Origin of the sequence: Ignatzschineria sp. RMDPL8A (assembly GCF_029815055.1) — a bacterium.
Taxonomy (GTDB): Bacteria; Pseudomonadota; Gammaproteobacteria; order Cardiobacteriales; family Wohlfahrtiimonadaceae; genus CALZBJ01.
Genome location: NZ_JAPPWA010000002.1, coordinates 743,589 through 768,645, shown reverse-complemented (window position 1 = coordinate 768,645; position 25,057 = coordinate 743,589). Strand labels below are relative to the sequence as shown.

The window sequence follows — 25,057 nt, the reverse complement described above, 5'->3', positions numbered from 1 at the left end:
TTGTATATAGTAAACATATAGTAAATATCATTAAATAAGATCAGCCCTATCAGATTTACTCCGATGGGGCTTTTTATTACCCGCCTAAACATATAGCCTCCAATATTTGATTTACTCAATTGAAAAATTAAAGTAAATTGCATATAGGCCTATCGCCACAATAATCCATAACTGATAACAATAATAACAACTTTGGAGGCATCTATGATTTTACGAAAATCATTTGCAACACTTACGCTTATTCTCGGATTTACGACTCTTAATCCCGCCTTAGCTCAACTCTCTTATGGCGTTGAACATGCTCGGCATCATCCTGTATTTGCTAAAAATGGAATGGTCGCAACCCAAGAAGCGCACGCCACGCAAGTGGGTGTAGATATTTTAAAAAATGGTGGCAATGCCATTGATGCTGCCGTTGCCATCGGATTTACCCTAGCGGTCACCCATCCGCAAGCCGGTAATATCGGCGGTGGCGGATTTATGTTAATTCACACAAAAGAGGGAAAAACCACCTCAATTGATTTCAGGGAAATGGCGCCTGAAGCGGCATTCCGCGATCTTTTTTTAAATGAGGACGGTGAGGCCGATGCCAATAAATCACTTAAAAGCCATAAGGCCGTTGGGATTCCTGGCACTGTAAAAGGTCTCCTCTATGCCCTTGAAACTTATGGCACGCTACCTCGCGATGAAGTTATCAACCCTGCAATTACACTCGCCGAAGAGGGTTTTCCTATTGGAAATAGCGTTGAGTGATACATTAGAAAACTATGCCGATGAGGTGATGGGAAGTCGTGCTGCAAGTCGCGCTATATTCTACAATAAAGAGAGACCTCTACACTATCAAGAGCAGCTTATCCAAAAAGATCTTGCGCAATCGCTTAAATTAATTCGCGATCAGGGAGAGTCGGCCTTTTATCAAGGCAAGATCGCTGAAAAAATTGTCCAAGAAATGGAACGACACGATGGGCTGATTACACTACAAGACCTCAATGCTTACCGCGCCATCGAACGCGCGCCCGTTGAAGGAAATTATAAAGGCTATACCATCCATTCAATGGCTCCTCCCTCTTCGGGTGGCATTCATATCATTCAAATTTTAAATATTTTAGAAAACTTTGATCTAAACGCACTCGGACACAATAGTGCAGATAGCATTCATATTATGAGTGAAGCGATGAAACGAGCCTATGCAGACCGCTCTGAATATCTTGGCGACCCTGATTTTAACGATGTGCCAACCCATGCGCTTCTCGACAAACAGTATGCTAAAACCATCGCAGACGCGATCTCTTTAAAGACAGCGACTCCGTCTGAGATGATCAAACCGGGCGATTTAACACTCTATGAATCGGATCAAACCACCCATTTTTCAGTGATTGATGCTGAAGGCAATGCCGTTGCCGTCACATACACTCTCAACACCAATTTTGGTACGGGGATTGTCGCGGAAGGGACGGGAATTTTACTCAATAATGAGATGGATGACTTTTCAAGCAAACCCGGCGTCCCCAATGTATATGGCTTAATTGGCGGTGAAGCAAATGCCATTGAACCCTTCAAACGCCCACTTTCATCCATGTCCCCTACGCTTGTTACTAAAGATGGGAATGTCGTATTAGTGACGGGAAGCCCTGGCGGCAGCCGAATTATCACCACCGTGCTGCAAGTGATTCTTAACACGCTTGAATATCAGATGAATATTGCTGAAGCAAGTAGCGCTCCTCGTATTCATCACCAATGGTTGCCTGATTATATTCGTGTTGAAAATGGAATTAGCCGTGACACAATCGATCGTTTAAAAGAAAAAGGTCACGCCGTTAAGGTTGAGCCTGTCATGGGGAGCACTCAAAGCATCATGAAAGATGACAAGGGATTTTACGGCGCTTCCGACCCGAGAACCGCTGATGATTTAAGCCTTGGCTATTAGCCCATAGTAATTAAACAATCGATAACATAAGAGCTCCTCATCGTATATTCAATCAGACTTACGATGGGGCTTTTTATTGCCAGTTTTATTACTCTTGTGTGCATACTTCCCCCTAAAAGAGGATCATAATCGTTTTAAATGAGGCTATTTTTGCCGACTTTTTGACCTAGCATCAATATAACAGCCTGTTTATATCTATAAATCAGTCATTATTGACTATATTAATAGGAGCCTTTTTCCTTATCCGTCCTCATAAATTAGAGAGATAAAGAAGCTTAATTAGTCTTTTAAATTGATTTCCATAAAATGATAATCATTACTTATCACAACAACAAGGAGATTCACCATGGCAAACGATCATGATCAAAAAGCGAAATTAACCACCGTAGCCGGCGCGCCGGTTGCCAATAACCAAGATGTGATGACTGCGGGAAAACGCGGTCCGATGTTACTTCAAGATGTCTGGTTTTTAGAGAAACTGGCTCATTTTGATCGTGAAGTAATTCCTGAAAGACGTATGCATGCCAAAGGCTCTGGCGCATTTGGTACGTTTACCGTGACTCACGATATCACTCAATATACCAAAGCAAAAATCTTCTCTGAAATTGGCAAAAAAACCGATATGTTCGTGCGCTTTTCAACCGTTGCCGGTGAACGAGGTGCGGCCGACGCTGAACGTGATATCCGCGGATTTGCCATGCGTTTTTATACCGAAGAAGGCAACTGGGATTTAGTAGGCAACAATACGCCGGTCTTCTTCTTTAGAGATCCGCTTAAATTCCCCGATCTTAACCACGTAGTAAAACGTGACCCTCGCACGAACCTCCGCTGCCCTAATATGAACTGGGATTTCTGGAGTCTTCTGCCAGAAGCGCTTCATCAAGTGACAATTACCATGAGTGATCGCGGGATTCCTAAATCCTATCGCCATATGCACGGATTTGGAAGCCATACTTTTAGTATGATCAACGCCGATAATGAGCGCGTTTGGGTGAAATTCCATTTCCATACACAACAAGGGATTGAAAACTTAAGCGATGAGGAAGCGGCAAAATTAATTGGGGGCGACCGTGAAACCCACCAACGCGATCTCTATACCAATATCGAAAAAGGCAACTTCCCGAAATGGACGCTCTATATCCAAGTGATGACGGAAGAAGAAGCGAACAATATGCCGTTTAATCCGTTTGACCTGACTAAAGTGTGGTACAAAAAAGACTTCCCACTCATTGAAGTCGGTGAGTTTGAATTAAATCGCAATCCTGAGAACTACTTTGCCGATGTTGAGCAAGCGGCATTTAATCCTGCCAATATCGTATCGGGCATTGGTTTTTCGCCTGACCGCATGCTACAAGGTCGCCTCTTCTCTTACGGCGATGCACAGCGCTATCGTCTTGGCGTTAATCACTATCAGATTCCGGTGAATCAGCCCCGTTGCCCCTTCCATAATTATCACCGCGATGGTGCAATGCGTGTCGATGGCAATAATGGCAGCCGCATTACCTACGAGCCCAACAGTTATAGCGAATGGCAAGAGCAACCACAATATGCAGAGCCACCATTAGCACTTGATGGCTACGGCACACGTTGGGATTTCCGTGAAGATGATGATAATTATTACGAGCAACCCGGCAAACTCTTCCGCCTTATGAGCCCAGAGCAGCAACAAGTACTCTTTGACAATACCGCGCGCAACATGGGATATGCCGAAGAGAAAATTAAATTACGCCACATTAATAACTGCTATAAAGCAGACCCAGCGTATGGTGAAGGTGTGGCAACGGCACTAGGGATTTCGCTCGATAAGATTGATCGTTCATAATGAATCCTTCAAAAAATGAGCAAAAGATCAGTTATTTAGTGAAATTTTAGTTAAATAAACGATAAATTTTGAAAATTAACCCGAGAGATTGATCCGTTAACTGCGGCAATCTCTCTTTTTATATCTCGCTGAAAAGGCGCTGTTTTATCTGCTTTTGTCTAAAATTTTTACAAAAAAAGTGCCGCGTTGCCTATTTTTTAGGTAGACTACCTTTTTATTACCTCAAATTTTATGTGTATGATAGACGCTTAAAATTATCATCCGAAAAAAAGGAGTCTTTATGTATTATCAATTAGCGAAACATCGTGTGATGGAAACAGAACGTTTAATTCTGCGCCCAATTACACTTGATGATGCAGATGATCTCTTTGAGTATGCAAGCGATATCGACAATACCCGCCACGTGTTTCCAACGCATCAATCGATCGACGAAACCAACTGGGTCATCTCCAATCTCTTTATGAAAAATCCGCTTGGCCATTTTGCCATCGAATTAAAAGAGAGTGGAAAAATGATCGGCACCTGCGACATTCGCCCGAATGAAACCGCACAAAGTGTCGAGCTTGCCTACGCAATCAATAAGCGCTATTGGGGCCAAGGTCTTGCTCCGGAAGCGGCAAAAAAACTTCTCGATTTCTCAATCGAACACCTTAAAGCCCGACGTATTTGGGCCGCGCATGACTACGAAAACCATGCGTCCGGCCGTGTAATGGAAAAGATCGGGATGACGCACGAAGGCGTGATTCGCATGCGTAAAAACCTCTGCGGTGAACTGCGCGATGCCGTGATCCATAGCTATATCGTTTCTGAGCATTAAGCCTCATTAATGATACCTCGCTAGGATTTTCCAAAATTTTCTAAATAAATAAAATAACAAATCACTCTAAAGCCCATGAAAATGGGCTTGGATAGCCCGTGCTTGCAATAAAGTAACGGGCCTGTTTTAGGAGCATAACTATGTACTATCAATTAGCAAAACACCGTGTGATGGAGACAGAACGCCTTATTCTTCGTCCGATTACGCTCGAGGATGCGGACGATATGTTCGAGTATGGGCAAGATGCAGAGACAACGCGCTTTATTTTCCCAACGCACACCTCGATCGAAGATACGAAAAAAACCATCGTTAATCTCTTTATGAAGAGCCCGCTCGGAAATTTTGCCATTGAATTAAAAGAAAGTGGTAAGATGATCGGCACATGTAATATTCGCCCTAATGTAGAGGAAGATGCGGTAGAGATCGCGTACGCCCTGAATAAGAATTATTGGCGTCGTGGTTATGCGCCTGAGGCTGCGAAGAAACTGATCGATTTCTCAATTCATCATCTCAATGCTAAACGAATTTTTGCCGTCTATGATACCAATAATCCGGCATCGGGCCGTGTTATGGAAAAACTTGGCATGACGCAAGAGATGATCCGACGCAACGACCGTAACTTTAGGGGTGATTTCCGAGATCTTGTGATCTGCAGTTTAATCCCTTAACCTAAGAGGAATCGAAATGATGACCTTCGAGGATCGTTCCAACTTTAACTTTCAAGCGGTCGCTGTGGCCGTCGGTGTACTGCTCTTTGGCATTAAAATCACCGCTTGGTATCTCACCGATTCGGTGGCCATTTTAACCGACGCATTAGAGAGTATCGTCAATATATTAGCCGGGAGTTTTACCCTTTATAGTCTCTATCTATCTGCCCTCCCGCAGGATAAAAATCACCCGTACGGGCACGGAAAAATAGAGTTTGTCTCCGCCGGCATTGAAGGCACATTAATTGTCGTTGCCGGCTGTTTTATTCTCTACGAAGCGTTCAAACGCCTCTTCTTCCAAGATGCCAATATCGACCAACTTTTAGGTCAGATGAATGCGGGGCTTGTCCTTGTGGGAATCACCGGTGTGATCAACTATCTGGTAGGATTTATTGCAGTTCAAAAAGGTCGTCATAGTAATTCGCTTGCCCTTGTCGCCGGCGGGAAACATCTTCAGTCCGATGCCTATTCAACAGCGGGACTCATGATCGGGCTGCTGCTAATTTTAATCACTAAAATTGCGTGGCTCGATGCGGCAATCGCGCTGATCTTTGGCTCAATTATTATCTATACCGGCGTTAAGATCATTCGCTCTTCCATTGCGGGCATTATGGACGAGGCGGATGAAGATCTCATTGAGCGTTTTGTCGATGAGGTGAATCGTCACCGTAAATCAAGCTGGGTCGATCTCCACAAAGTCCGTTTTATTAAATATGGCAATCACATGCATCTTGATTGCCATTTAACGTTGCCGTGGTATTTAACGCTCCGCGATGCTCATAAAGAACTCGATGCCTTTGAGAAAATTCTCTTTTCAAAATTTGGCAATAATTTCGAAATGTTTGTTCATACCGATGATTGTTTGCCTGAATCGTGTGAGATCTGCCCGCTTAAAGCCTGTGTGCATCGCGAACGCCGCTTTGTTGATCGCGTCGAATGGACGAAAGATATTATTATCTTGGACAAAAAACATTCCATCGAAGATATTAAAAATCCCGTTCCCTATAACGAAAGCGAAAACCCCGCAATTACCCAGCTCACCACTGATCTTAAAGAACATGGAGCGCTAGAGAATGAGCATCACGATAACGCAAAATAGACGATGAAATGCCTGATGTTTATGATGGCCTGGCTCTCACTTTTTGTGATTAAACGGGCCTCAATCTTTTAACCTTCAACATAAAAAAGCCCTCAGACCAATTGGTTCGAGGGCTTTTTATTGACACTCACCTTAAGCGAGTACTGAGGGCAATACTATTTAGTAAACGGCTCAGGTTTTGGAGTGTTATTGTTCGATGGTGGTAAGATCGGCATCACAAGTTGTGGCTGATCACCGGTTAAGGTTTTGAACCATGCAACGACTTTTGTCACTTCATCTTCAGTAAAGTTACGACCTAATTGTAAGCGGCCCATCAGCTTGGTTGCATCTTCAAGTGTCTCTGCTGCCCCATCATGGAAGTAGGGGTAGGTAAGTTCAACGTTACGAAGCGTTGGCACTTTAAACATCATGCGGTCAGCGTCTTTACCGGTTACATCGGCACGGCCTTGCGCTAAGTTTTCAGTGTTATACTCTTCAAGAAGTCCCATTTTCTGGAATGAGCTTCCACCGATATTTTCACCATAGTGACATGCAATACAGCCACTTGTTTTGAAGATTTCATACCCTTCTAACTCTTCTGCTGTAATGGCGTTATCATCGCCTTTAAGCCATTTGTCAAAGCGCGAGTTGGGCGTTACTAACGTCTCTTCAAACACCGCAATGGCATCGGTAATGCGATCAATATTCACATCGCGATCGCCGTAGACCGCTTCAAACTCGTCTACATATTGTGGGATTGATGAGATTACGTCCACCGCTAATTCGTGCGTTGATGCCATCTCTTTTGGGTTTGCAATCGGGCCACCGGCTTGTTCTTTTAAGTCCGCCGCACGTCCGTCCCAAAATTGTACGAAGTTAAGCGTTGCGTTCAGAACGGTCGGTGAGTTAATTGGGCCTTCTTGCCAATCGTGACCAATTGACGTTGGCAGGTTATCCGATCCCCCCATGCTTAAGTTATGGCATGAGTTACATGAAATAAATCCTGATTTTGATAAGCGTGGATCAAACCAAAGTTTTTTCCCTAATTCAACTTTTGCTTCATCAGTCACGACCGGCGCTGGGATCGGTTTAATGATCTCATTACGTGGCGTTTGTGCCTGAGCATAAGATGCTGAGAGAAGTAACGAAACAGAGCAAGCTACGATGCCTAAACCTTTTGTAATCGTAGACGAAAGTTTACGCTTTTTAACCATGCGATACTCCTTTATGAACGTTAATTAAGTTTTCTACCTGACTTCATCATACTATAACCACCTTGCGGAAAGATGACATAAAGCAGTATTTGCAAGGGTTGTCGTCCATCTATCTCCACCAATCAATGAGCATTCGATCAAGCGGATATCAGCAATGATGATGAATTTGAGCGGAATAATAATGAGTTACGAATACTTTACGTTTGTTTTAAGTGCTAGTTTATGCTTGTAACGGCGAACCATACACTAACGCTGCAAAATATGCCGCGCCAATCGGCAAAATCTCATCGTTAAAATCGTAGAAACTATTATGGAGTGGCGCACTGTCTGAGCCATTTCCAATAAATGCGTAACAGCCTTTAATATGGCGTAAAAAGTAGGAGAAATCATCACCGGCCATCATTGGTTCAATATCGGTTAGTACATTTTCATCGCCTAAAAGATTTCGTGCAATCGTTGTCGCTTCATGCGTCGCTTCAAGATCATTGACTGCCACCGGATTTTCAAGATCCGAAAGCTCAAAACGTGCACTTCCACCAAAGGCTTTAGCTATATGGGTAACTAATGTCTCAAGGCGCGCAAGCAGATCCTCACGCACCTCATCAGACTGGGTACGAATCGTCCCATTCATCTCGGCGGAATCGGCAATTACATTAAAGGTATCGCCGCCATGAATTTGCGTTACCGAGATCACAACCGGATCGAGCGGACTAAAGGTACGGCTCACCATGCCCTGAATCCCTTGATAGATATGCATCGCCATTAAAAGCGGGTCGTTCGAGGTTTGTGGCATCCCCGCATGCCCGCCCTTGCCCTCTACATGGATGGTGAAATTATCGGTACTGGCCATCACATTATAGGGTTTAAACGCCATTTTCCCCGCCGGAATGCCCGGCCAATTATGAAGCGCATAGACGCGATCGGCAGGATAAAAATCAAAGAGTTTTTCATCATCAATCATCTGGCGCGCACCGCCTAATCCTTCTTCAGCTGGCTGAAAATAGAGAATCACTTTCCCCTTAAACCCGCGGAAAGTAGCCAAATATTTTGCCGCAAGCAGAAGCATCGTCACATGCCCATCGTGCCCGCAAGCGTGCATGCAATTTTTATGGGGTGAGATGTGCGAAAAAGTGTTCTCCTCTTCAATCGGTAATGCATCCATATCCGCGCGAAGTCCGATGGTGGGGCCTTTATTTTGATCCGCTGATTTAGGATCACCATAGATCACCGCAACAACGCCCGTCCCGCCAAACCGTGTATCGATCTCATCGACGCCATATTCCGTCAATTTTTGAATAATCAGATCGCGGGTCTTATGTTCATGAAAGCCAAGCTCGGGCGCTTGATGGATCGCTTGTCTTGTCCGTTTAGCAAGCGGTTGCCAGGCTTTAAGTTGCGCCATAATAGCGGTCAATTCATGAGCGGATTCAGGATCAATAATGGGGGCGTCATCAGCGTGTGACATGGAAATTCTCCTTGGATTTTTGGCAGATTTTTTAGTGTATAACGAGGTTGATTAATTCACGCAATTACCGGGGTAAAACAGCGCTCTTTACCAATCCTAACACGCTTCCTTAATAAAGCAATCGAGCCGGCATGTGCCCCTATAAATTATCTTTAGGCGTAAAAAAACGCCACCTTGCATTCAAGATGGCGCTCTTTTTTATTTGAAGTCAGTCGTTACTTAAGTGTGTCCCGAATTATGAGATCGGATCAAGCTTTGGCGGTGCACGGAACTCTTTCTCTTCCGCAACATCACTATCGCTTAAATCATCATCACTGCCCTCGTTATCTTTTGAATAACCGGTCACAGGCTTGCCTTCCATAATCTCTTTAACTTGATCCGCATCGATCGTTTCAAGCTCTAAGAGGACTTCTGCCATTTTGTGAAGTTTATCGATATCATCATTCAGAACTTGCTCAGCACGCTCATAATTTCGATCAATCACTGCGCGGATCTCTTCATCGACTAAACGAGCCGTTTGATCCGATACACCATTCGCGCCACCGCCCATAGAGCGACCTAAGAATGGCTCATCATTATCGTCTGAATAGGTTCTAAATCCGAGTTTATCGGAAAGACCCCATTTGGTAACCATGCTTTTCGCTAAGCTCGTTGCGTGCTGAATATCACTCGCCGCACCAGTTGTAACCGCATCGTAACCAAAGATAATTTCTTCAGCGATTCGGCCACCAAATACCATCGCAAGTTTATTTTCAAGCCAACGACGAGGAACACTCACATGATCACGCTCAGGAAGCGTCATCGTCACACCAAGTGCGCGGCCGCGCGGAATGATCGTCACTTTATAAACCGGATCCGATTTAAGGCGATAGCCCACAATGGCGTGCCCCGCTTCATGATACGCCGTTAAACGTTTATCATCTTCGGTCATCACCATTGAGTTGCGCTCAGCGCCCATCATGATCTTATCTTTCGCATCTTCCATATCTTTCATGTAGACCTCTTTTTGATCACGACGCGCTGCAAAAAGAGCCGCTTCGTTCACAAGATTTGCAAGGTCTGCCCCCGAAAATCCAGGTGTCCCGCGGGCAATGTGTTCGACATTGATATCACTCGACGCTTTAATTTTCTTCATATGGACATTTAAGATTTGCACACGGCCTTTAACATCCGGAAGCGGTACGACCACTTGTCTGTCAAAACGGCCCGGACGAAGGAGCGCTGGGTCTAATACGTCAGGACGGTTCGTCGCTGCGATTACAATCACGCCTTCATTTTCGTTAAATCCATCCATCTCAACGAGTAGCTGGTTAAGGGTTTGCTCACGCTCATCATGACCGCCGCCTAATCCCGCACCACGATGGCGACCGACCGCATCAATCTCATCAATAAAGATAATGCACGGCGCATGTTTTTTCGCTTGCTCAAACATATCACGAACACGCGAGGCCCCAACCCCGACAAACATCTCCATAAAGTCAGAGCCTGAAATGGTGAAAAACGGAACGCGCGCTTCCCCTGCAATCGCTTTTGCGAGCAATGTTTTACCGGTACCGGGTGATCCCACCATTAAGATACCGCGAGGCATTGTGCCCCCGAGTTTTTGGAATCGCGATGGATCACGCAAGAACTCAACAATTTCGCCCACTTCTTGTTTCGCTTCATCAGCCCCTGCAACGTCAGCAAAGGTGGTTTTGATCTGATCTTGCGTTAACATTCGTGCTTTTGATTTACCAAAGCTCATCGGGTTTTTACCCCCGCCTGAAGATTGGCGCATCATAAAGACAAAGAAACCGAGCAAGAGTAAGATCGGCAATAGGTTTAAAAAGACGCTTAATAAGACGCCTTGCGTTTTCATCGAACGCCCATCAAAAGAGACTTTATTTTGGCGCAATGTATCAATCATTGGACCGTTGTCTGTTTCCGGGCTGATGGTTGAAAAACGACGATTATCATTGGTCACACCATCAATGGCTGACCCGGTAATTGTCACTTCTTTAATCTGTCCACGATCGACTTGATCGAGGAAATCAGAGTATCTAATTTCTCTTCCACCGCTACTGCCAAAGCCTTGGAATAGGAATAAAATAAACATTCCAATACCGAGCCAGATTGCGATATCTCTTCCAGTGTACTTCAAAAGACTAACCTCAATTATCGTTAAAAAGACCCCGCGTTTTGCGTAAGTCCGATGATACGAATGGAATCTCCTTAATAGGATGCTCCGCTGATGAGGGCGTGCTGCCTCATTAATCCACTCACTATAATACCGTATTTTTGTCTAAAAGATGCCGATATCCTCTCTATAGTGTAGATAAATTTTCGATTTTCAAGCAAAAAGCGCAAATTTAATGGCGATTTTTACCGATTAAATCACTATCCTCGAAATCCCGTTGCTACTAAGTATAGTACAGGCGTTTTTTCACGACGTGGATCGGCATTTTGCTCCACAATATTTTGCGTTCTCACTTTCGAAAAATGGTCGCGAAGCGCTTGCAAATATTCATCAAACCCTTTGCCTTTACTCATCCGCGTGATAAATGCTCCGCCTTTATTGAGGTGATTGATTGCAAGATCATACGCAAGTTCCGCTAAATAGATACGGCGCGATTGATCCACATCCTTAATTCCACTGATGCGCGGCTCCATATCAGAAAGCACCACATCAATTTTTTCACCATTTAACGTTTCAATCAGTTCATTAAAAACCGCTTCATCGTGAAAATCGCCCACAACGTATTCTAAATTAGGAACGGGATTAAAAATCTCACGTTTATCAAGGCCGATTACACGCCCTTTACGCCCCACTTTTTCAAGGGCATATTCGCTGAAACTGCCGGGACATGCACCAAGATCAACGACGAGTTGTCCAGGTTTGAAAATCCGATCTTTTTGATCAATTTCTAAAAGTGAGTAGATCTCTTTTGAGCGATAACCATCGCGGTGCGCCTGATCTTGCATCGCATCGCGCTCTCGCATGTGGGGTTGTCTATTCTTGTTCATCGTGTTCCCTCTGTGTTTCTCTTTGTTCTGTCTGCGCCTTGTGCGCCTCGATTTGGGTCAAAATTGACCGCGCTCTACCCATTAAATAGCCGCCGCTTGCGACGCCAAACAAAAGTAAAACGCCCCACTCAACGAGCGGTGACACCTCTAAAAATGAGAAGATGATAACGAGCACAATTCCCGTGATTAACATCACTGCCGCAACGCCTCTAAGCCCTGTAAAAAGGTTACTTATTTGCGAATTTTGTGCTACCCTTATCTCTTTATTATCTGGATTATTATTACTATTCATGACACAAATTAAATTAACAAACGACCATATTAAACTTTTAAAAGCGAAAGCGCACCATTTAAACCCCGTCATGATCATGGGCGATAAAGGTCTCACGGAAAATTTCGTTGAAGAGACTCGCCGCGCGCTCACTCACCATGAGCTTATTAAAGTTAAGGTCGCAGGCGATAAAGCTGAGCGTGATGCGCTCGTAAAAGAGCTGATTCAAGTAGTCGATGCCCAACTCGTTCAACAAATTGGACGCATGGCCGTTCTCTTTAAGCGCAATCATGAAGCGCCAAAAATTATGTTTGATTCGATCAAATAATCGAGCCAAGCACCGTACGATTTCACTTTGATCGGTATTAAATGGGTACGACCGAATCCTAACAAAAAGCCCGGTTCAGCGCAACGAAAAAGAGTCTCATTTAGCAATTAAATTGCCGCGTAATAAGAGCGACCCGCCGTTCAAAGCACACAAAAGCCATAAATAAAAAGAGAGGGAATGTTGTAAAATGCATTCCCTCTTTGTTGTCCAGATGGCTTATCTGTTACGCAACTTTTTACGCAATTTCAGTAAATTTACTCTCAACCGGCGCCGTCCAACCTTTATACGAAAGCGGATAGGAGCTCACCAAAATCGCAAGCATCGAGATCCCCACAATATAGATTCCTGCCCCCATCGGGGTAATCCCGAGGAGATAGAGAGTAAACATCGGCGTGATCGCACTAAAGATCGCATAGGCCAAATTATAAGAAAACGATAAGCCTGAATAACGCACTGCAGGCGGGAAAACACGCGTTCCAATAATGGGAGGCGTCGTCGCAGCCCCTGCAAAAAAGCCCATCACTGCATAATTAACATAGATCATCTCAAGGCTAATCCCGCGGGTTAAACTATAGTAAAAATAGAGGCTCGAGAGCGCGAGTCCACCCCACGAGAGCACCATATTAAGACGCGTTTTTAATTGATCTTCCATAAAGCCCCAGAAGATACAACCAAAGCTTAAACTCAGCGCCGCAATCGATCCCGCAATCCGCGCATTGAGCGGTTCCATGCCATACATTTTTCCAAGAATCGCGACCGGCGTAATCAAAATCCCGATCATAATCGTCGTGGAAAGCGACCAAGTTAAGAGTCCCACAATAACGCAGGCAATTTTATGGCGTTTTAATACCGTCATCACCGGAATCTCTTTCGATAAACTTTTAGTTTCGGACATCTCTTGGAAGATCGGCGTTTCCGATAAGTAACGGCGTAAATAGACCGCGATAATTCCAAAAACACCGCCGGCAATAAAGGGAATCCGCCATGCGTAGGATAAAATCTCAGCTTTTGAGTAGTTTAAATCGATCATGATTGAGACCAAAAAGCCCAATAAAATTCCGCCGCTAATGCCACTCGTTAATACCCCAATCCCAAGACCGGAACGATTTTTCGGCGTATGCTCGGCAATAAAGACCCACGCGCCCGGCATCTCACCACCAATCGCAGCCCCTTGGAACATCCGCATAATCACCAGTAAAATCGGCGCAAACATGCTGATCTGCGCATAAGTCGGAAGGAGCCCAATAATAAAGGTCGGGAGCGCCATCATCGCAACGCTCAAAGTAAACATCTTTTTACGGCCAAGCACATCACCAAAGTGCGCCATAATCACGCCACCAATCGGGCGAGCAATATACCCCGCGGCAAATCCGCCCCATGCAAAAAGATCGGCAATGAGCGGCGAAATATCACTCGGCAGAAAAAGCGGTTTAACAATGGTCTCAATATAAAGCGCATAAATGACGAAATCGTAAAACTCCAGCGTCCCGCCAAGTGATGATAATGTTAGTGTTTTATAGTCGTGACGATTTAAGCGCCGCGCCACCGGGTAGCCGTCGGCATTGATCGCAATACTCATGAACCCATCCTCGTATCTTTTAGTCGTATTATTGTGTATCGGTTGTGTATCTCTATTTTTATTGATTGCCCTAAAAAAGCATTTGGAGCAATAATATTCTTTATTTAGATACATCTTTAGAATTATTTTAATTTTATCGATTTAAAAACGAATAATTTAATTCGTTTCATTCATTAATACACAACTTAACCCTGTTTAGCAATGGCGATCACCTCAATTTTTTAATTAGGACATAACAAAAAGAGAAGCTGGCAGATGACCATGCTTCCCTAGTTTATGCATCTTCATCCCTATCGATGGCCGACTATCGATGGGATAAGCGTCTGAAACGTTTTAAGCGAATTTACATTGCGCCTAATGCCCCTTTCACCTCAGGCTTAACGGCTGGAGTCGCTCCTTTCGCTTCCCACCCTTTATACGAGAGCGGATAGAACGCCACTAAGATCGCTAAGATCGAAACACCGGCAATATAGATGCCTGCGCCAAGTGGCGTCACGCCGAGCAATTTAAGCGTCAACATCGGCGTAATCGCACTGAATACCGCGTAGGCTAAATTGTATGAAAATGATAGACCTGAATAGCGGATCGCTGGCGGGAATGCGCGCGTTCCAACCACCGGCGTTAACGCAATCGCGCCCACAAAGAAGCCCATAATCCCGTAATTGATATAGACCATATTCATCGAAATGCCTTGCGTTAAGCTGTAGTAAAAATAGAGGCTTGAAACGGCGAGTCCACCCCATGCAAAAAGCATGTTAAGACGCGTTTTAATTTTATCTTCCAACCAACCCCAAAATACACATCCAATGGTTAACGTTAATGCGGCAATTGACCCGGCGATACGAGCGTTAAGCGGCTCAATTCCATGCATTTTTCCAAGTACGGCAACAGGGGTAATTAAAATCCCCACCATGATCGCCGTTGAGAGCGACCAAGTTAAAAATGCCACAATTAAACAGGCAATTTTATGACTTTTTAACACCGTCATCATCGGGATCTCTTTTGAGAGCGCTTTTTGCGCAGCCATCTCTTTAAAAATCGGTGTTTCAGATAGATAACGGCGTAAGAATACCGCGATAATTCCAAAGATACCGCCCGCGATAAATGGAATTCTCCATGCGTACGATAAGATCTCGGCTTTCGAATAATTTAAGTCGATAATGATTGAGACTAAAAAGCCCAGTAAAATTCCGCCTGTGATACCACTTGTTAAGGTACCAATACCAAGACCGTAGCGGTTTTTCGGAGTATGTTCTGCAATAAAGACCCACGCGCCCGGCATTTCACCGCCAATCGCAGCGCCTTGGAACATCCGCATAATCACGAGTAAAATCGGCGCAAACATACCGATCTGCGCATAGGTAGGAAGGAGCCCAATAATAAAGGTCGGGAGCGCCATCATCGCAACGCTCAAAGTAAACATCTTTTTACGGCCAAGGACATCACCAAAGTGCGCCATAATTACCCCACCAATCGGGCGAGCAATATACCCTGCGGCAAATCCGCCCCATGCAAAGAGGTCGGCAATGAGTGGTGAAATGTCCGCCGGGAGAAATAGCGGTTTGACGATCGTTTCAATATAGAGTGCATAAATGACGAAATCGTAGAATTCAAGCGTTCCACCGAGCGATGAAAGCGTTAACGTTTTATAATCTTCACGATTTAATGGGCGCGCCATGGGCTGACCATCAGCCCCAGTTGCAGAACTCATGGGTATACTTCCTTTTATAAAATATAGTAAGTCAAAAATAGTAAGATATTATTGTATTATCGGCGAATATCGAGTGCATTCGCGCTGTTGTTGCAATATTTTTGACCATCTTTTGGACGGCGTGTTTTTTAGTAATTTGGCCCATCTTTTGGATGCTTGGCCAAGAAAACACTCACTTTGCAGAAGTGCATCGTTCATTAATACACCATTTCAAAAAAGGGCGCAATGGGTATTCTATAAAAAGCGTAAAAATTGAGAAGCCCATAAGAATGAGGGTTAAAAGGTAACTTATTTGTAGTTAATTTGGATAAAAAACCGCTCTTTCCCTTTTTAGCTCTCTTTCCATTTCAAATCAGCCCGCTCTCAACATTTTACCGCGCAATAAAAAAGCAATGCCGTTTAGGATGAATCATCGAACGGGCATTGCTTTTTTCTAAAAGACGATTGTTAAGACAATCGCTCTCTTTTAATCTCTTTTACCATAAACCTGTGAGACTAGCGATCGAGTTGCATGAGAAGTTGTTTGTAAGGGAGATATCCGCCCAGCATTGTGCCATCTTCAAGGAAGATCGCGGGCGTTCCTTGCACACCAAGCTTCATGCCTATATCAAATTGATTGCTAACGGGACTATTCGCACACGTTGCATTTTTAACGCTACGGCCATTTTTTGCATCGGTTAGCGCTTTTGGCTTATCGTCCGAGCACCACACCGACACTAAATGATTGTAGCCCGCCGATGGAATTCCGGTACGAGGATAGGCCATATAACGCACGGTGACGCCGTTATCGTTATAATCTTTCACCTCTTTATGAAGCATCTGGCAATAGGGACAGTCAACGTCGGTAAAGACGGTAATTTTATGCTTTTCGTTTTTCGCTTTATAGACCACCATGTCATCTTCTGAGATGTCATCAATGATCGCTTTTTTCATCTTTTTCGCGTAATTGTCGGTAAGGCTCTCTTTATTAACAAGATCGATTAAATGGCCTTCAAACATATATTTCCCATCTTTAGAGACATAAATGGGCTGTGCAATCTCTTCGATTTCCACTTGATAGATGCCTTTGATCTCACTCTCTGAGATATTTTTTACCGTTACGCCTTGAAAGGTTTCGTTAAAATATTTCAGATCGACTTTCTCTTTTGCCATCGCGCCAGTTGTCATAAGTGCGCCGAGTGTCATCGTTATTAATACTTTTTTAATCATAAATTCACTATCCTCGTGGGTGATTCTCTTGATGAAGTTTTTTGAGGCGTTCCGTTGCCACGTGAGTATAGATCTGCGTTGTCGACAGATTGCTATGCCCAAGCAGGAGCTGAACAACCCTGAGATCTGCCCCGTGATTCACAAGATGCGTCGCAAAGGCGTGGCGCAACGTGTGAGGCGAAACCTCTTCATTAATCCCTAATTGTCGCACATATTTTTTGATAATGTGCCAAAAAGTTTGTCGCGTCATAAAGGTCCCGCGATTACTCACAAAGACCGCTTCCGAACGCCCATCTTTCAATAATGCCGGACGCGAACGCTCCACATATTGCTTTAACCAATCGATCGCCACCTCGCCGAGGGGAATGAGGCGCTCTTTATCCCCCTTCCCAACAACACGCACATACCCCGCACGAAGATTAATCTCCGAAAAGGTAAGCCGCACCAATTCCGTCACCCGAAATCCGCACGAATAAAGCATCTCCAGCATCGCTTTATCACGAAGGCCAATCACAGTCGAGGTATCAGGGGCATCGAGCAACGCTTCCACCTTCTCTTCAGAGAGCGAAACGGGGAGCGAGGCGCTAAATTTAGGCAAAATAAGCTTTTCGGCGGGATTATCGTCGCGATATTTTTCAACAATGAGATAGGTATAAAAGTGCTTAAAACAGGAATGATAGCGCGCAAGCGAACGAGGGCTAATCCCCGCACGCCCTTCCCGATCAATAAATCCCTGCAGGTCTTTCGTGGTCGCCGTTTCAATATGTTTAAAACGCTTTTTAAGCGACGCTTCCAATTTATAGAGATCCGATAAATAGGACGCAAGCGTATGCTCACTTAAATTTTCATGAAACCAGAGCGTATCTTTAAAATGCTCAAGGGTTAGATTGGTTTTTTTATCCGTTTCAAGCGGTGAATCGATCGGCATTAGTCTCCTTTTTTTAACGCTTTTGATCGTTAGGATACCACAGTTTAGCCCCTGTTTACGCTAATCCTCACGCTCATTTAAGCTCTTTTCGAGCGCATCAGAGAGTTTCCCCGCCACCTCTTCTTTTAGCTCTAACGGATGCACCCCGCCCCCTTTAAGCCCCATCGGTTCTTGCGGGCAATTCGCCTCATCAAGCGCCGATTTTGAAGGGATTTTGCCCTCAGCCATCTCGGCAACTTTGCGATATTCAATCACCCGATTTTGGCATTTTTCCACCAAATTAAGATCAAGATTATTAACGCGAATCTGATAAGCGTCAGGGAAAAGTTCACTCACGCTGATGTCGGTATAAAAGGGAATGTTTTCCATCAGCTCAAGACCGAGCTCCTCTTTAAGATCGGGCGCGACATCATTAATACAGCTATTATCGATCAAATAATTGACGCGATATTCGCCCTCTTCAATAAGATAAAATCGGCGCTCACAAGGAATTTGGGTGCGGTCGTGATAACGCAACAGACGCGCATTGAGCTCAGCACCACTTAATTCCAAAATCGACTCATTGGTAAGATCATCAGTCTGCAGCCAATAGCTCCATTTCCCATCTGGCGGGGTAAATAATCCCGTCGGCGCAAAGCGGTTACAGTGATCAAGATAATCAAACTCATAGATAATGCGCTCGCTCCCGTTCAGCTCCGTTTCATCATTCGCGCGAATATCGGTCACATAACGATAGTGATTATCGCCAAGCTTACTAAAAGCAAGCTCGATCTCTCCTTCTGGAAAGGGTAGATAATAGTGCTCCATCGCTCTATTTGCACACGCTTTGGTTAGCTCATAACGCAGCGTAATGTCTTCCTCAGTAATCTCTTTTTTAAGGAGCGGACAGCCTGAATTTTTATAAATTAGCGTCGCTTCCAGATAATTTTCTAGCGCATCGCCGGGCAAACAGGTTTTAAACTGATCAACGATGACGCCCTCATCACTTTTCATCTGCACATCCCACATTCCATCAGCAAAATGGCGAAAGTTATCGAGTTTTTCCGCTTCCGTCAACGTTTCCGTATCCGCTAGCGCTACAAAAGGCGATAATCCAAACATCCCCGCGAGGATTATTATTGGAAGAGAAACGCGTCGATTTCGTCGTTGGCCAATGCTTAGCATAGAGCAATTCCTATCATCTTGATTTGTTATTCTTAAGTTTTGTAAAGATCCCTTATAGTATTCCATATTTGCACGGGATTATCGAGATAAATTCCCGAATTTCCCCCGCAATATAAGAAGTTTAATGACAATCTGAGCATTAAATAAAATCACGTCGTGAGTTAAACAATCAAAATTGATGGTAAGCGAGATTTTACCGATAAAACATGCTATTTTTAGACTCCTTTTCAATGATTTGATGATTTGGTTTAATCCATGGCAATGACCCAATACCTTCCCATAAAATGGCTCCACCGTACACTGGCACTCATCGCAGTAATCTGGTTTTTCCTCGCATTTAGTGGCTATGATTATCTCGCTTTATTAGAGAATCACTATGACCGTTGGCGCTTTTATCAAATTACCGTACTCTCCCTCTTTGCCGTTGGTTTTTTATTACTCCCCCTCAAAACCCTCAATACTTTAGGAAATCTCCCCTACTATCTCACCGCCGTATTATTAGGCTTTATGGTGCTGGCGCTTTTTGGTGTTAAAAATGTCACGGCCTATCTCACCTACGGAGTTGGATCACTGCTCTTAATTAGCGGACTCTACGCGGGAATCCTCTTTCGTTACGATGCCAAATGGATGGGGAATCTCTTTGCGCTCCTCGCCCTTGCGCCGCTCCCAGTGATGATTCGTTTTATCACCAATATCATTATGAAGATGCTCATTCCAGATGGTGATATGTTTTGGCACGACACTTTTGAAAATATCCGTTATTTAGACGATGTATTACTGCCTGCACTAGCCATTTTATGGCTTAGACCGGGGTTTTTATCCGCAAAAAAATGGACGCCTTGGATCATTCTCTTAAGCACTCTCTACATCTTTAATCTCTTTATGGATGGTGCGCGCAGTGCACTATTAAGCCTCGGGCTTGCACTATTGATGATCGCTCTTTTTGGCACCAATAAAAAAAGCGCCCTTAAAATCCCGCTTATCTCGCTGCTTCTTGGGTTTTTACTCTACATCACCATCAATGCAATTGTGCAAGATGCCCATGAACTCGTTCGAACGTCAAGCTCCGGCCGTACGCTTCTCTATTCACACGCTCTTAAAGACTTTTTAGCACATCCTCTCTTCGGGATTGGCGGTAGCAATTATAAAGGTTGGCAGGGTTATTATGCCTCTCACCCACACAGCTTTATTTTCCACTGGATGGCGGAGTTTGGCCTCATCGGTGTCCTCTTTTTAGTGGGCTTTTTCTTTACGGCACTCAAACTCTTTTTACGCCGTAAACTAATGCCCTGTTGGATTTGGGCGGCACCTGCGATGGTGTCGATGAATGCACTCTTTTCAGGGGCATTTGTCTATCCGCTCAGCCAATTTATCTCAGTACTGATTTTTGCCTATGCCTTCCATCTCTATCTGGCTACCTTTCCGCTTGATCTCCGCTCAATCAATCATGGGAAACGCGCGCATACACCAACGGTTAAGATATCACTTGATTATCCACTACTCGGAATGTTACTACTTAAAAGCCTCACCTTTATGGCGCTTTGTACCACGCTCTATATGACTGTGTTGACGCTTCCCCATCTTCAACGGCTTGAAGCTGAACAAAAAGTGCGCTTTGAAGAGTGGTGGTCCATGGAAGATAGTTTTAGATATGATGGCCCATCGCTCTGGCAACGCAATCCAATTATTTTATTCGATGGCACTCAAAAGATTATTAACCCGCCCAAAATAGAGACACCAGAAAAAGTAGAACCCTAATAACACCTTTGTATAAAATGCACTCATAAAAAAGCACCGAGTGATTTTAAGTCTTAATCCACTTAAAAAAATTCGGTGCAACGGGTTTGTCTACGTAATGGCTAAATTCAATTAGCGCGGTTAATTATTTCCAAAGGAAGGTTTGCATCCACTTTTCAATGTCGTCAATGGCCGATTCTGCTAAGTGACGAATGCGCTCCTTAAATTCGGCATATTCTTCAAGCGATGCTGAAGGCGATAATTTTTCGCTCTCATTTAAATAGTGGTTCGCCTGATATTTCACTCGCTCACATACTGAGGCTAACGTATCGTGATAGACCTCATCCATTAAGCCTTTCTCTTCAAAATCCATGATGTCTCCCGTATTTATATTAAAAACAATTGCTTATGCAGAATGTTCTTAGGATATCTGATTTGCATAATTCCAATATGATAATCATCAAATACCCAGATGAATATCAATAAGTTACATGCGATATTTTTACAATCCATGTTTTGTTGAATGAGCCCATTTTGCAAAGACTCTATGACAGAAGGGTTACATCCATTGGGGGGTGAGACTTTTTCTTGATCCAACATCCAACTGTTACGCTCGATTCCCAGCAATATTGAGCGGGTCCCACATGGCCGATAACGATGGCTCATAGGCAAAATCCATAAATCCAATGGCATCAACGGTCTGTTTTCCATAAATAAGGGCGGTGAGAGCGGTTAAACGCAGTGAGGCATTTCCTTTAGCAATAATCGTTCCCCCTAATAAAACTCGGGTCTTAGCATGATAAAGAAGCGTAATTGTAACGGGATGTTGATGCTCGATAAATTCAGCGGCAGACGGCGCAGTAATGGTTGCCATTTGATAGGGGATATTGGCCAAACGAGCCTCTCGCTCAGTAATGCCTGTAGCGCCTAATTCCCACTCCCCTAGCCGAACCATTGCACTGCCGAGCGAGCCTAAATAGGGCACGCGATCGGAACGATTTGAGACAATGTTTTGCCCAATGATACGCCCCATCTTATTGGCCGATGCGGCAACCGGTAGATAGCGCGATCCCAAAAGAAAGTGGGGAATGGTCGCCACATCACCGGCGGCATAATGATCCTGCAACGAGGTTTCACCATAAAGATCAATCTCAATGGCTCCATTGGCGGTCGTCTCTAGCCCATCCCCACCCAGTGAACCAAACAATTCACTATTAGGCGCAACGCCAAGAGCCAATACCGCCCCATCAATATCGATCCATCTCGTATCCTGCTCTTGATGAATCAATAATGATGTTAAGGTCGACGGCTTCAACTGACCTGCCTTAATAGCCTCAATTGTAGCTCCCATGATGCACTCAATCCCTTGAGCGTCCAAGCTCTCTAAAATCCGCTCTTTTTCAGAGGCTCCAAAATAACGATCAAGCGGATAGGCGCCTCGATGAATTAAATAGGTTTTGATTCCCATTGAGCTAAGGGTTTGAGCCACCTCCACGGCCACAATGCTCCCGCCAATCACTGCCATCGTCTTATACTCTGCTCGCGCTTTTTTAAGACGATCCACCTCAAAAAAGGATTTAAATGTATAGACATTGTGATAGTGCTTAAGTTTAAGCGGATGATCCTGTGGACGAGCACCAGTTGCGATCATTAATCGGTCATACATAAGTGTTTTCTTCTCGCCCTTTTGGGCCTGATTATGAGGAAGAAACGTAACACTTTTTAAGACGGTATCCACTTCAATCACGGGGCTTTGCAAATAGAGTTCAATCCCCGCGGCTCTCACCGAATCCGGCGTTCTTGCATAGAGCGCTTCATCTTCAATCGCCCCTTTTAAATAAAAAGAGAGTGCGCCCGGGGCAAAGGAGATCTGATTCTCTTTCGTGATCACGATCACCTCTGCCGTTTTACACTCCCGCTTTGCCTTTAGCGCGACGCTCATGCCCGCCGCATTTCCACCAATCACCACTATTTTCATCCGCTCTCCTCTCTTCTTTTAAAGATCGCTTTAAAATGAATGTTATAATCATTCAATCTTTTGTTTCTCACTTAAAATAAGCCCCATTACTATGCAACTCACCCAACAAACTGATTATGCAATCCGTACATTAATTTATACGGCATTTCACGCGGATCGTCTTGTCAATATTACTGAAATTGCCGAGTTTTATGCCATTTCGCGGAGCCATTTAACCAAGATTGTGGCGTTTTTAAGTGAGCTTGGCTATCTAAAAAGCATTCGCGGGAAAGGGGGCGGCCTTAAACTAGGGAAAGCCCCTGAATTGATCCCCTTAGGTGAGCTCATTCGAGCACTGGAATCCTTCACCTTAGTGGAGTGTTTTGGTGAAAAAAACCAATGCGTCATCCGCCCACAATGTGAATTTAAAGCCATTTTAGCGGAGGCCACCCGTGCTTTTTTAGCGGTGCTCGATCACTACACACTCGCTGATATTTTGCTTCCCTCACTGCCTTTAAATACCATTGATCTTAGCCAATTGACCCATTTATCCTAATGCACTCCTAAAATTGGCAAACAACCATTACAAGCGCCCACCCTTTTCAAGATGAATGGCTCGTGGAAAAATAATATTATTCTCAATATGAATATGCTCATGAAGATGGGTTTCAAATGCGTGCAATTCCCACATTACTTGCCGGTAACTGTTGCAAGCGTTTTCTGGAACGCTGTATTTACCCGTAATCTCTGAGATTTGGCGCATCCGCTCGCCCTCTTGGTCGTGTTCGTGCATCATCATATTAATGGGATTTTCAACCGTACCAAACGGCGCGTGTGGCATCGGAGTTTGTGCTTCATAGGCCTGTGCAATTTGGTAGATAAATGGAAAAAGAATTCGCTCCTCTTTTTGCAAATGCAGCGTTAACTCATTTAACGAGCTCTCATACAGCCTGTGGACATCGTGCAATTCCGGATGATCTTCGCCATGAACCTCACACACTTTCTCTAAAAGCACCAACGTTTTTGGTCCCACTTCTCGAATACGGCGATGATGATATTTTATGACGTAATCCACCAATAGCTCCAATGACCACGCTTTAAAATCAAGCAGGCCAACACCACCTTGCCCCGCCTCATTTTCAAGCACATTGCTTAACGCATTGAGTAAAACATCCAGCTCGATTTGATGCTCACTTGCTGCCTCCTCTAACGTACGTTCGCCCGCACAACAAAAATCAATGCCATAAAAATTAAAGACCTCAGCCGCTCTAAATTGCTCCGCGACAACCGCCCCCACTGATACCGTTTTATCTAGCAACATACCCGCTCCTTTTCTGTTTGCACTTTCTGTTTGCATGTTCGGTTTAATTCCAAGGTTACCATTAAACATTCATATAAAATGAATCTTTAAGCATCATCTAAAAATCCTGTCTATTTGTCAATCAATTTTGATAAGCTAAAGGAAAGAGAGGGGGATTCATTATGACGTTTTATTCTTTAACGCAGTTAAGACAGATTGAACATGATGCTGACCATGCAGGCATCGATCTAATGCAGCGAGCGGCGCGTTCTGCCACCGACTGGGTGAGTGTCCATATTTCTAAAAGTCGCCCAATTTTAGTGGCCGTTGGAACAGGAAATAATGGTGGCGATGCACTTTGGGTGGCGCTTAATCTCGATTCTCGTGGATTTAACGTGATTCTTTTTATCCCCGAACCGGTTATAAGCCCACAAGCACAGGAGGCGCTAAGGCTCTGCCGTCTGAATGCTCTTCCGGAAATCGAGACGCTTACAAATCTTGAGGAATTAACCGAATGCGATCCGAAAAATATCTGCCTCATTGATGGACTTTTCGGCATTGGACTCAATCGTGCGCTCTCGCCAAAATGGTGCGATATCATCGAGTCTCTCAATGAGTTGAAAGCGAAAAATGTGCTTGCCCTTGATACACCATCGGGACTTAATCCTTACACCCATGAAACCTTCGGCGCGGTGATTTATGCGACGGCAACGCTCACCTTTTTATCGGATAAACCGGCGCTCTATTTTAATCGAGGTAAGCAATATGCAGGGGAGATTTTGGTCGATGCGCTCGATCTGCCTCGCCATTTAAGACCAAATACATAAACGCCTTTGGCAT

21 protein-coding genes and 1 pseudogene are annotated in these 25,057 nt (G+C 44.4%); 9 read left to right on the top strand and 13 right to left on the bottom strand.

The genetic code is table 11. The annotated features are described in order from the left end of the window. The first annotated feature begins 204 nt into the window (after nucleotides 1–204). The 5 genes and pseudogenes from ggt to OXI21_RS05010 all read left to right on the top strand — a co-directional run bounded on the left by ggt (nucleotide 205) and on the right by OXI21_RS05010 (nucleotide 6,372). Nucleotides 205–1,927, top strand: a pseudogene (gene ggt / locus OXI21_RS05030) (gamma-glutamyltransferase). 346 nt (nucleotides 1,928–2,273) lie between these two features. Next, nucleotides 2,274–3,749 (top strand): catalase, encoded by a 1,476-nt coding sequence (locus OXI21_RS05025; RefSeq protein ID WP_279618469.1) that lies wholly within the window; start codon nucleotides 2,274–2,276, stop codon nucleotides 3,747–3,749. 280 nt (nucleotides 3,750–4,029) lie between these two features. Next, nucleotides 4,030–4,566 carry a GNAT family N-acetyltransferase gene (locus OXI21_RS05020; protein ID WP_279618468.1) on the top strand — a complete coding sequence of 179 codons (537 nt, stop codon included), beginning with the start codon at nucleotides 4,030–4,032 and terminating at the stop codon, nucleotides 4,564–4,566. A gap of 140 nt (nucleotides 4,567–4,706) precedes the next feature. Further along, complete coding sequence (locus OXI21_RS05015; RefSeq protein ID WP_279618467.1) at nucleotides 4,707–5,234, top strand: GNAT family N-acetyltransferase; 528 nt, start codon at nucleotides 4,707–4,709, stop codon at nucleotides 5,232–5,234. A 16-nt stretch (nucleotides 5,235–5,250) separates the two neighbouring features. Further along, nucleotides 5,251–6,372, top strand: coding sequence for a cation diffusion facilitator family transporter (locus tag OXI21_RS05010; RefSeq protein WP_279618466.1), 1,122 nt, complete (start codon nucleotides 5,251–5,253; stop codon nucleotides 6,370–6,372). 155 nt (nucleotides 6,373–6,527) lie between these two features. Here OXI21_RS05010 and OXI21_RS05005 read toward each other — a convergent pair whose 3' ends face one another. From OXI21_RS05005 to OXI21_RS04985, 5 genes are all read right to left on the bottom strand, one after another. Next, the gene (locus tag OXI21_RS05005; protein WP_279618465.1) at nucleotides 6,528–7,565 is read right to left on the bottom strand and encodes a cytochrome-c peroxidase; all 1,038 of its coding nucleotides are present in this window, start codon (nucleotides 7,563–7,565) and stop codon (nucleotides 6,528–6,530) included. 220 nt (nucleotides 7,566–7,785) lie between these two features. Then, nucleotides 7,786–9,030, bottom strand: coding sequence for an amidohydrolase (locus OXI21_RS05000; protein ID WP_279618464.1), 1,245 nt, complete (start codon nucleotides 9,028–9,030; stop codon nucleotides 7,786–7,788). Nucleotides 9,031–9,265: 235 nt separating this feature from the next. Further along, nucleotides 9,266–11,170, bottom strand: a complete 1,905-nt coding sequence (ftsH, locus tag OXI21_RS04995) for an ATP-dependent zinc metalloprotease FtsH (protein ID WP_347815491.1) — start codon at nucleotides 11,168–11,170, stop codon at nucleotides 9,266–9,268. A 236-nt stretch (nucleotides 11,171–11,406) separates the two neighbouring features. Next, nucleotides 11,407–12,033: an SAM-dependent methyltransferase gene (locus OXI21_RS04990; RefSeq protein ID WP_279618463.1), complete on the bottom strand. Its 627-nt coding sequence runs from the start codon at nucleotides 12,031–12,033 to the stop codon at nucleotides 11,407–11,409. Continuing rightward, the gene (locus OXI21_RS04985; RefSeq protein ID WP_279618462.1) at nucleotides 12,020–12,226 is read right to left on the bottom strand and encodes a hypothetical protein; all 207 of its coding nucleotides are present in this window, start codon (nucleotides 12,224–12,226) and stop codon (nucleotides 12,020–12,022) included. The genes OXI21_RS04990 and OXI21_RS04985 overlap by 14 nt, the downstream gene beginning before the upstream one ends. Nucleotides 12,227–12,323: 97 nt before the next feature. Between OXI21_RS04985 and yhbY the strand changes: the two genes are divergently transcribed. Then, the gene (yhbY, locus tag OXI21_RS04980; RefSeq protein ID WP_279618461.1) at nucleotides 12,324–12,632 is read left to right on the top strand and encodes a ribosome assembly RNA-binding protein YhbY; all 309 of its coding nucleotides are present in this window, start codon (nucleotides 12,324–12,326) and stop codon (nucleotides 12,630–12,632) included. A 235-nt stretch (nucleotides 12,633–12,867) separates the two neighbouring features. Here the strand turns inward: yhbY and OXI21_RS04975 are convergent, their stop codons facing one another. The 5 genes from OXI21_RS04975 to OXI21_RS04955 form a co-directional block, all read right to left on the bottom strand. Next, nucleotides 12,868–14,211: an MFS transporter gene (locus OXI21_RS04975; RefSeq protein ID WP_279618460.1), complete on the bottom strand. Its 1,344-nt coding sequence runs from the start codon at nucleotides 14,209–14,211 to the stop codon at nucleotides 12,868–12,870. Between the two features lie 343 nt (nucleotides 14,212–14,554). Beyond that, nucleotides 14,555–15,922, bottom strand: a complete 1,368-nt coding sequence (locus tag OXI21_RS04970; RefSeq protein WP_279618459.1) for an MFS transporter — start codon at nucleotides 15,920–15,922, stop codon at nucleotides 14,555–14,557. 495 nt (nucleotides 15,923–16,417) lie between these two features. Then, on the bottom strand, nucleotides 16,418–17,131 hold the full coding sequence (locus tag OXI21_RS04965; RefSeq protein ID WP_279618458.1) for a DsbC family protein: 714 nt from the start codon (nucleotides 17,129–17,131) through the stop codon (nucleotides 16,418–16,420). 7 nt (nucleotides 17,132–17,138) lie between these two features. Next, nucleotides 17,139–18,059 (bottom strand): site-specific tyrosine recombinase XerD, encoded by a 921-nt coding sequence (xerD, locus tag OXI21_RS04960; RefSeq protein ID WP_279618457.1) that lies wholly within the window; start codon nucleotides 18,057–18,059, stop codon nucleotides 17,139–17,141. A gap of 60 nt (nucleotides 18,060–18,119) precedes the next feature. Next, nucleotides 18,120–19,223, bottom strand: a complete 1,104-nt coding sequence (locus OXI21_RS04955; protein WP_279618456.1) for a hypothetical protein — start codon at nucleotides 19,221–19,223, stop codon at nucleotides 18,120–18,122. A gap of 255 nt (nucleotides 19,224–19,478) precedes the next feature. Here OXI21_RS04955 and OXI21_RS04950 point away from each other — a divergent pair, with 255 nt between their 5' ends. Further along, a complete protein-coding gene (locus tag OXI21_RS04950; RefSeq protein WP_279618455.1) occupies nucleotides 19,479–20,981 on the top strand; it encodes an O-antigen ligase family protein in 1,503 nt (500 codons plus the stop codon). A 124-nt stretch (nucleotides 20,982–21,105) separates the two neighbouring features. Here OXI21_RS04950 and OXI21_RS04945 read toward each other — a convergent pair whose 3' ends face one another. Together OXI21_RS04945 and OXI21_RS04940 are read right to left on the bottom strand one after the other, a co-directional pair. Continuing rightward, nucleotides 21,106–21,333: a hypothetical protein gene (locus OXI21_RS04945; protein ID WP_279618454.1), complete on the bottom strand. Its 228-nt coding sequence runs from the start codon at nucleotides 21,331–21,333 to the stop codon at nucleotides 21,106–21,108. Nucleotides 21,334–21,567: 234 nt separating this feature from the next. Continuing rightward, nucleotides 21,568–22,938 (bottom strand): FAD-dependent oxidoreductase, encoded by a 1,371-nt coding sequence (locus tag OXI21_RS04940; RefSeq protein WP_279618453.1) that lies wholly within the window; start codon nucleotides 22,936–22,938, stop codon nucleotides 21,568–21,570. A gap of 91 nt (nucleotides 22,939–23,029) precedes the next feature. Here OXI21_RS04940 and OXI21_RS04935 point away from each other — a divergent pair, with 91 nt between their 5' ends. Further along, nucleotides 23,030–23,473: an Rrf2 family transcriptional regulator gene (locus OXI21_RS04935; protein WP_279618452.1), complete on the top strand. Its 444-nt coding sequence runs from the start codon at nucleotides 23,030–23,032 to the stop codon at nucleotides 23,471–23,473. A gap of 27 nt (nucleotides 23,474–23,500) precedes the next feature. Here the strand turns inward: OXI21_RS04935 and ric are convergent, their stop codons facing one another. Continuing rightward, nucleotides 23,501–24,238: an iron-sulfur cluster repair di-iron protein gene (ric, locus tag OXI21_RS04930; RefSeq protein ID WP_279618451.1), complete on the bottom strand. Its 738-nt coding sequence runs from the start codon at nucleotides 24,236–24,238 to the stop codon at nucleotides 23,501–23,503. Nucleotides 24,239–24,399: 161 nt separating this feature from the next. Between ric and OXI21_RS04925 the strand changes: the two genes are divergently transcribed. Next, the gene (locus OXI21_RS04925) at nucleotides 24,400–25,044 is read left to right on the top strand and encodes an NAD(P)H-hydrate epimerase (protein WP_279618450.1); all 645 of its coding nucleotides are present in this window, start codon (nucleotides 24,400–24,402) and stop codon (nucleotides 25,042–25,044) included. Nucleotides 25,045–25,057 lie beyond the last annotated feature (13 nt).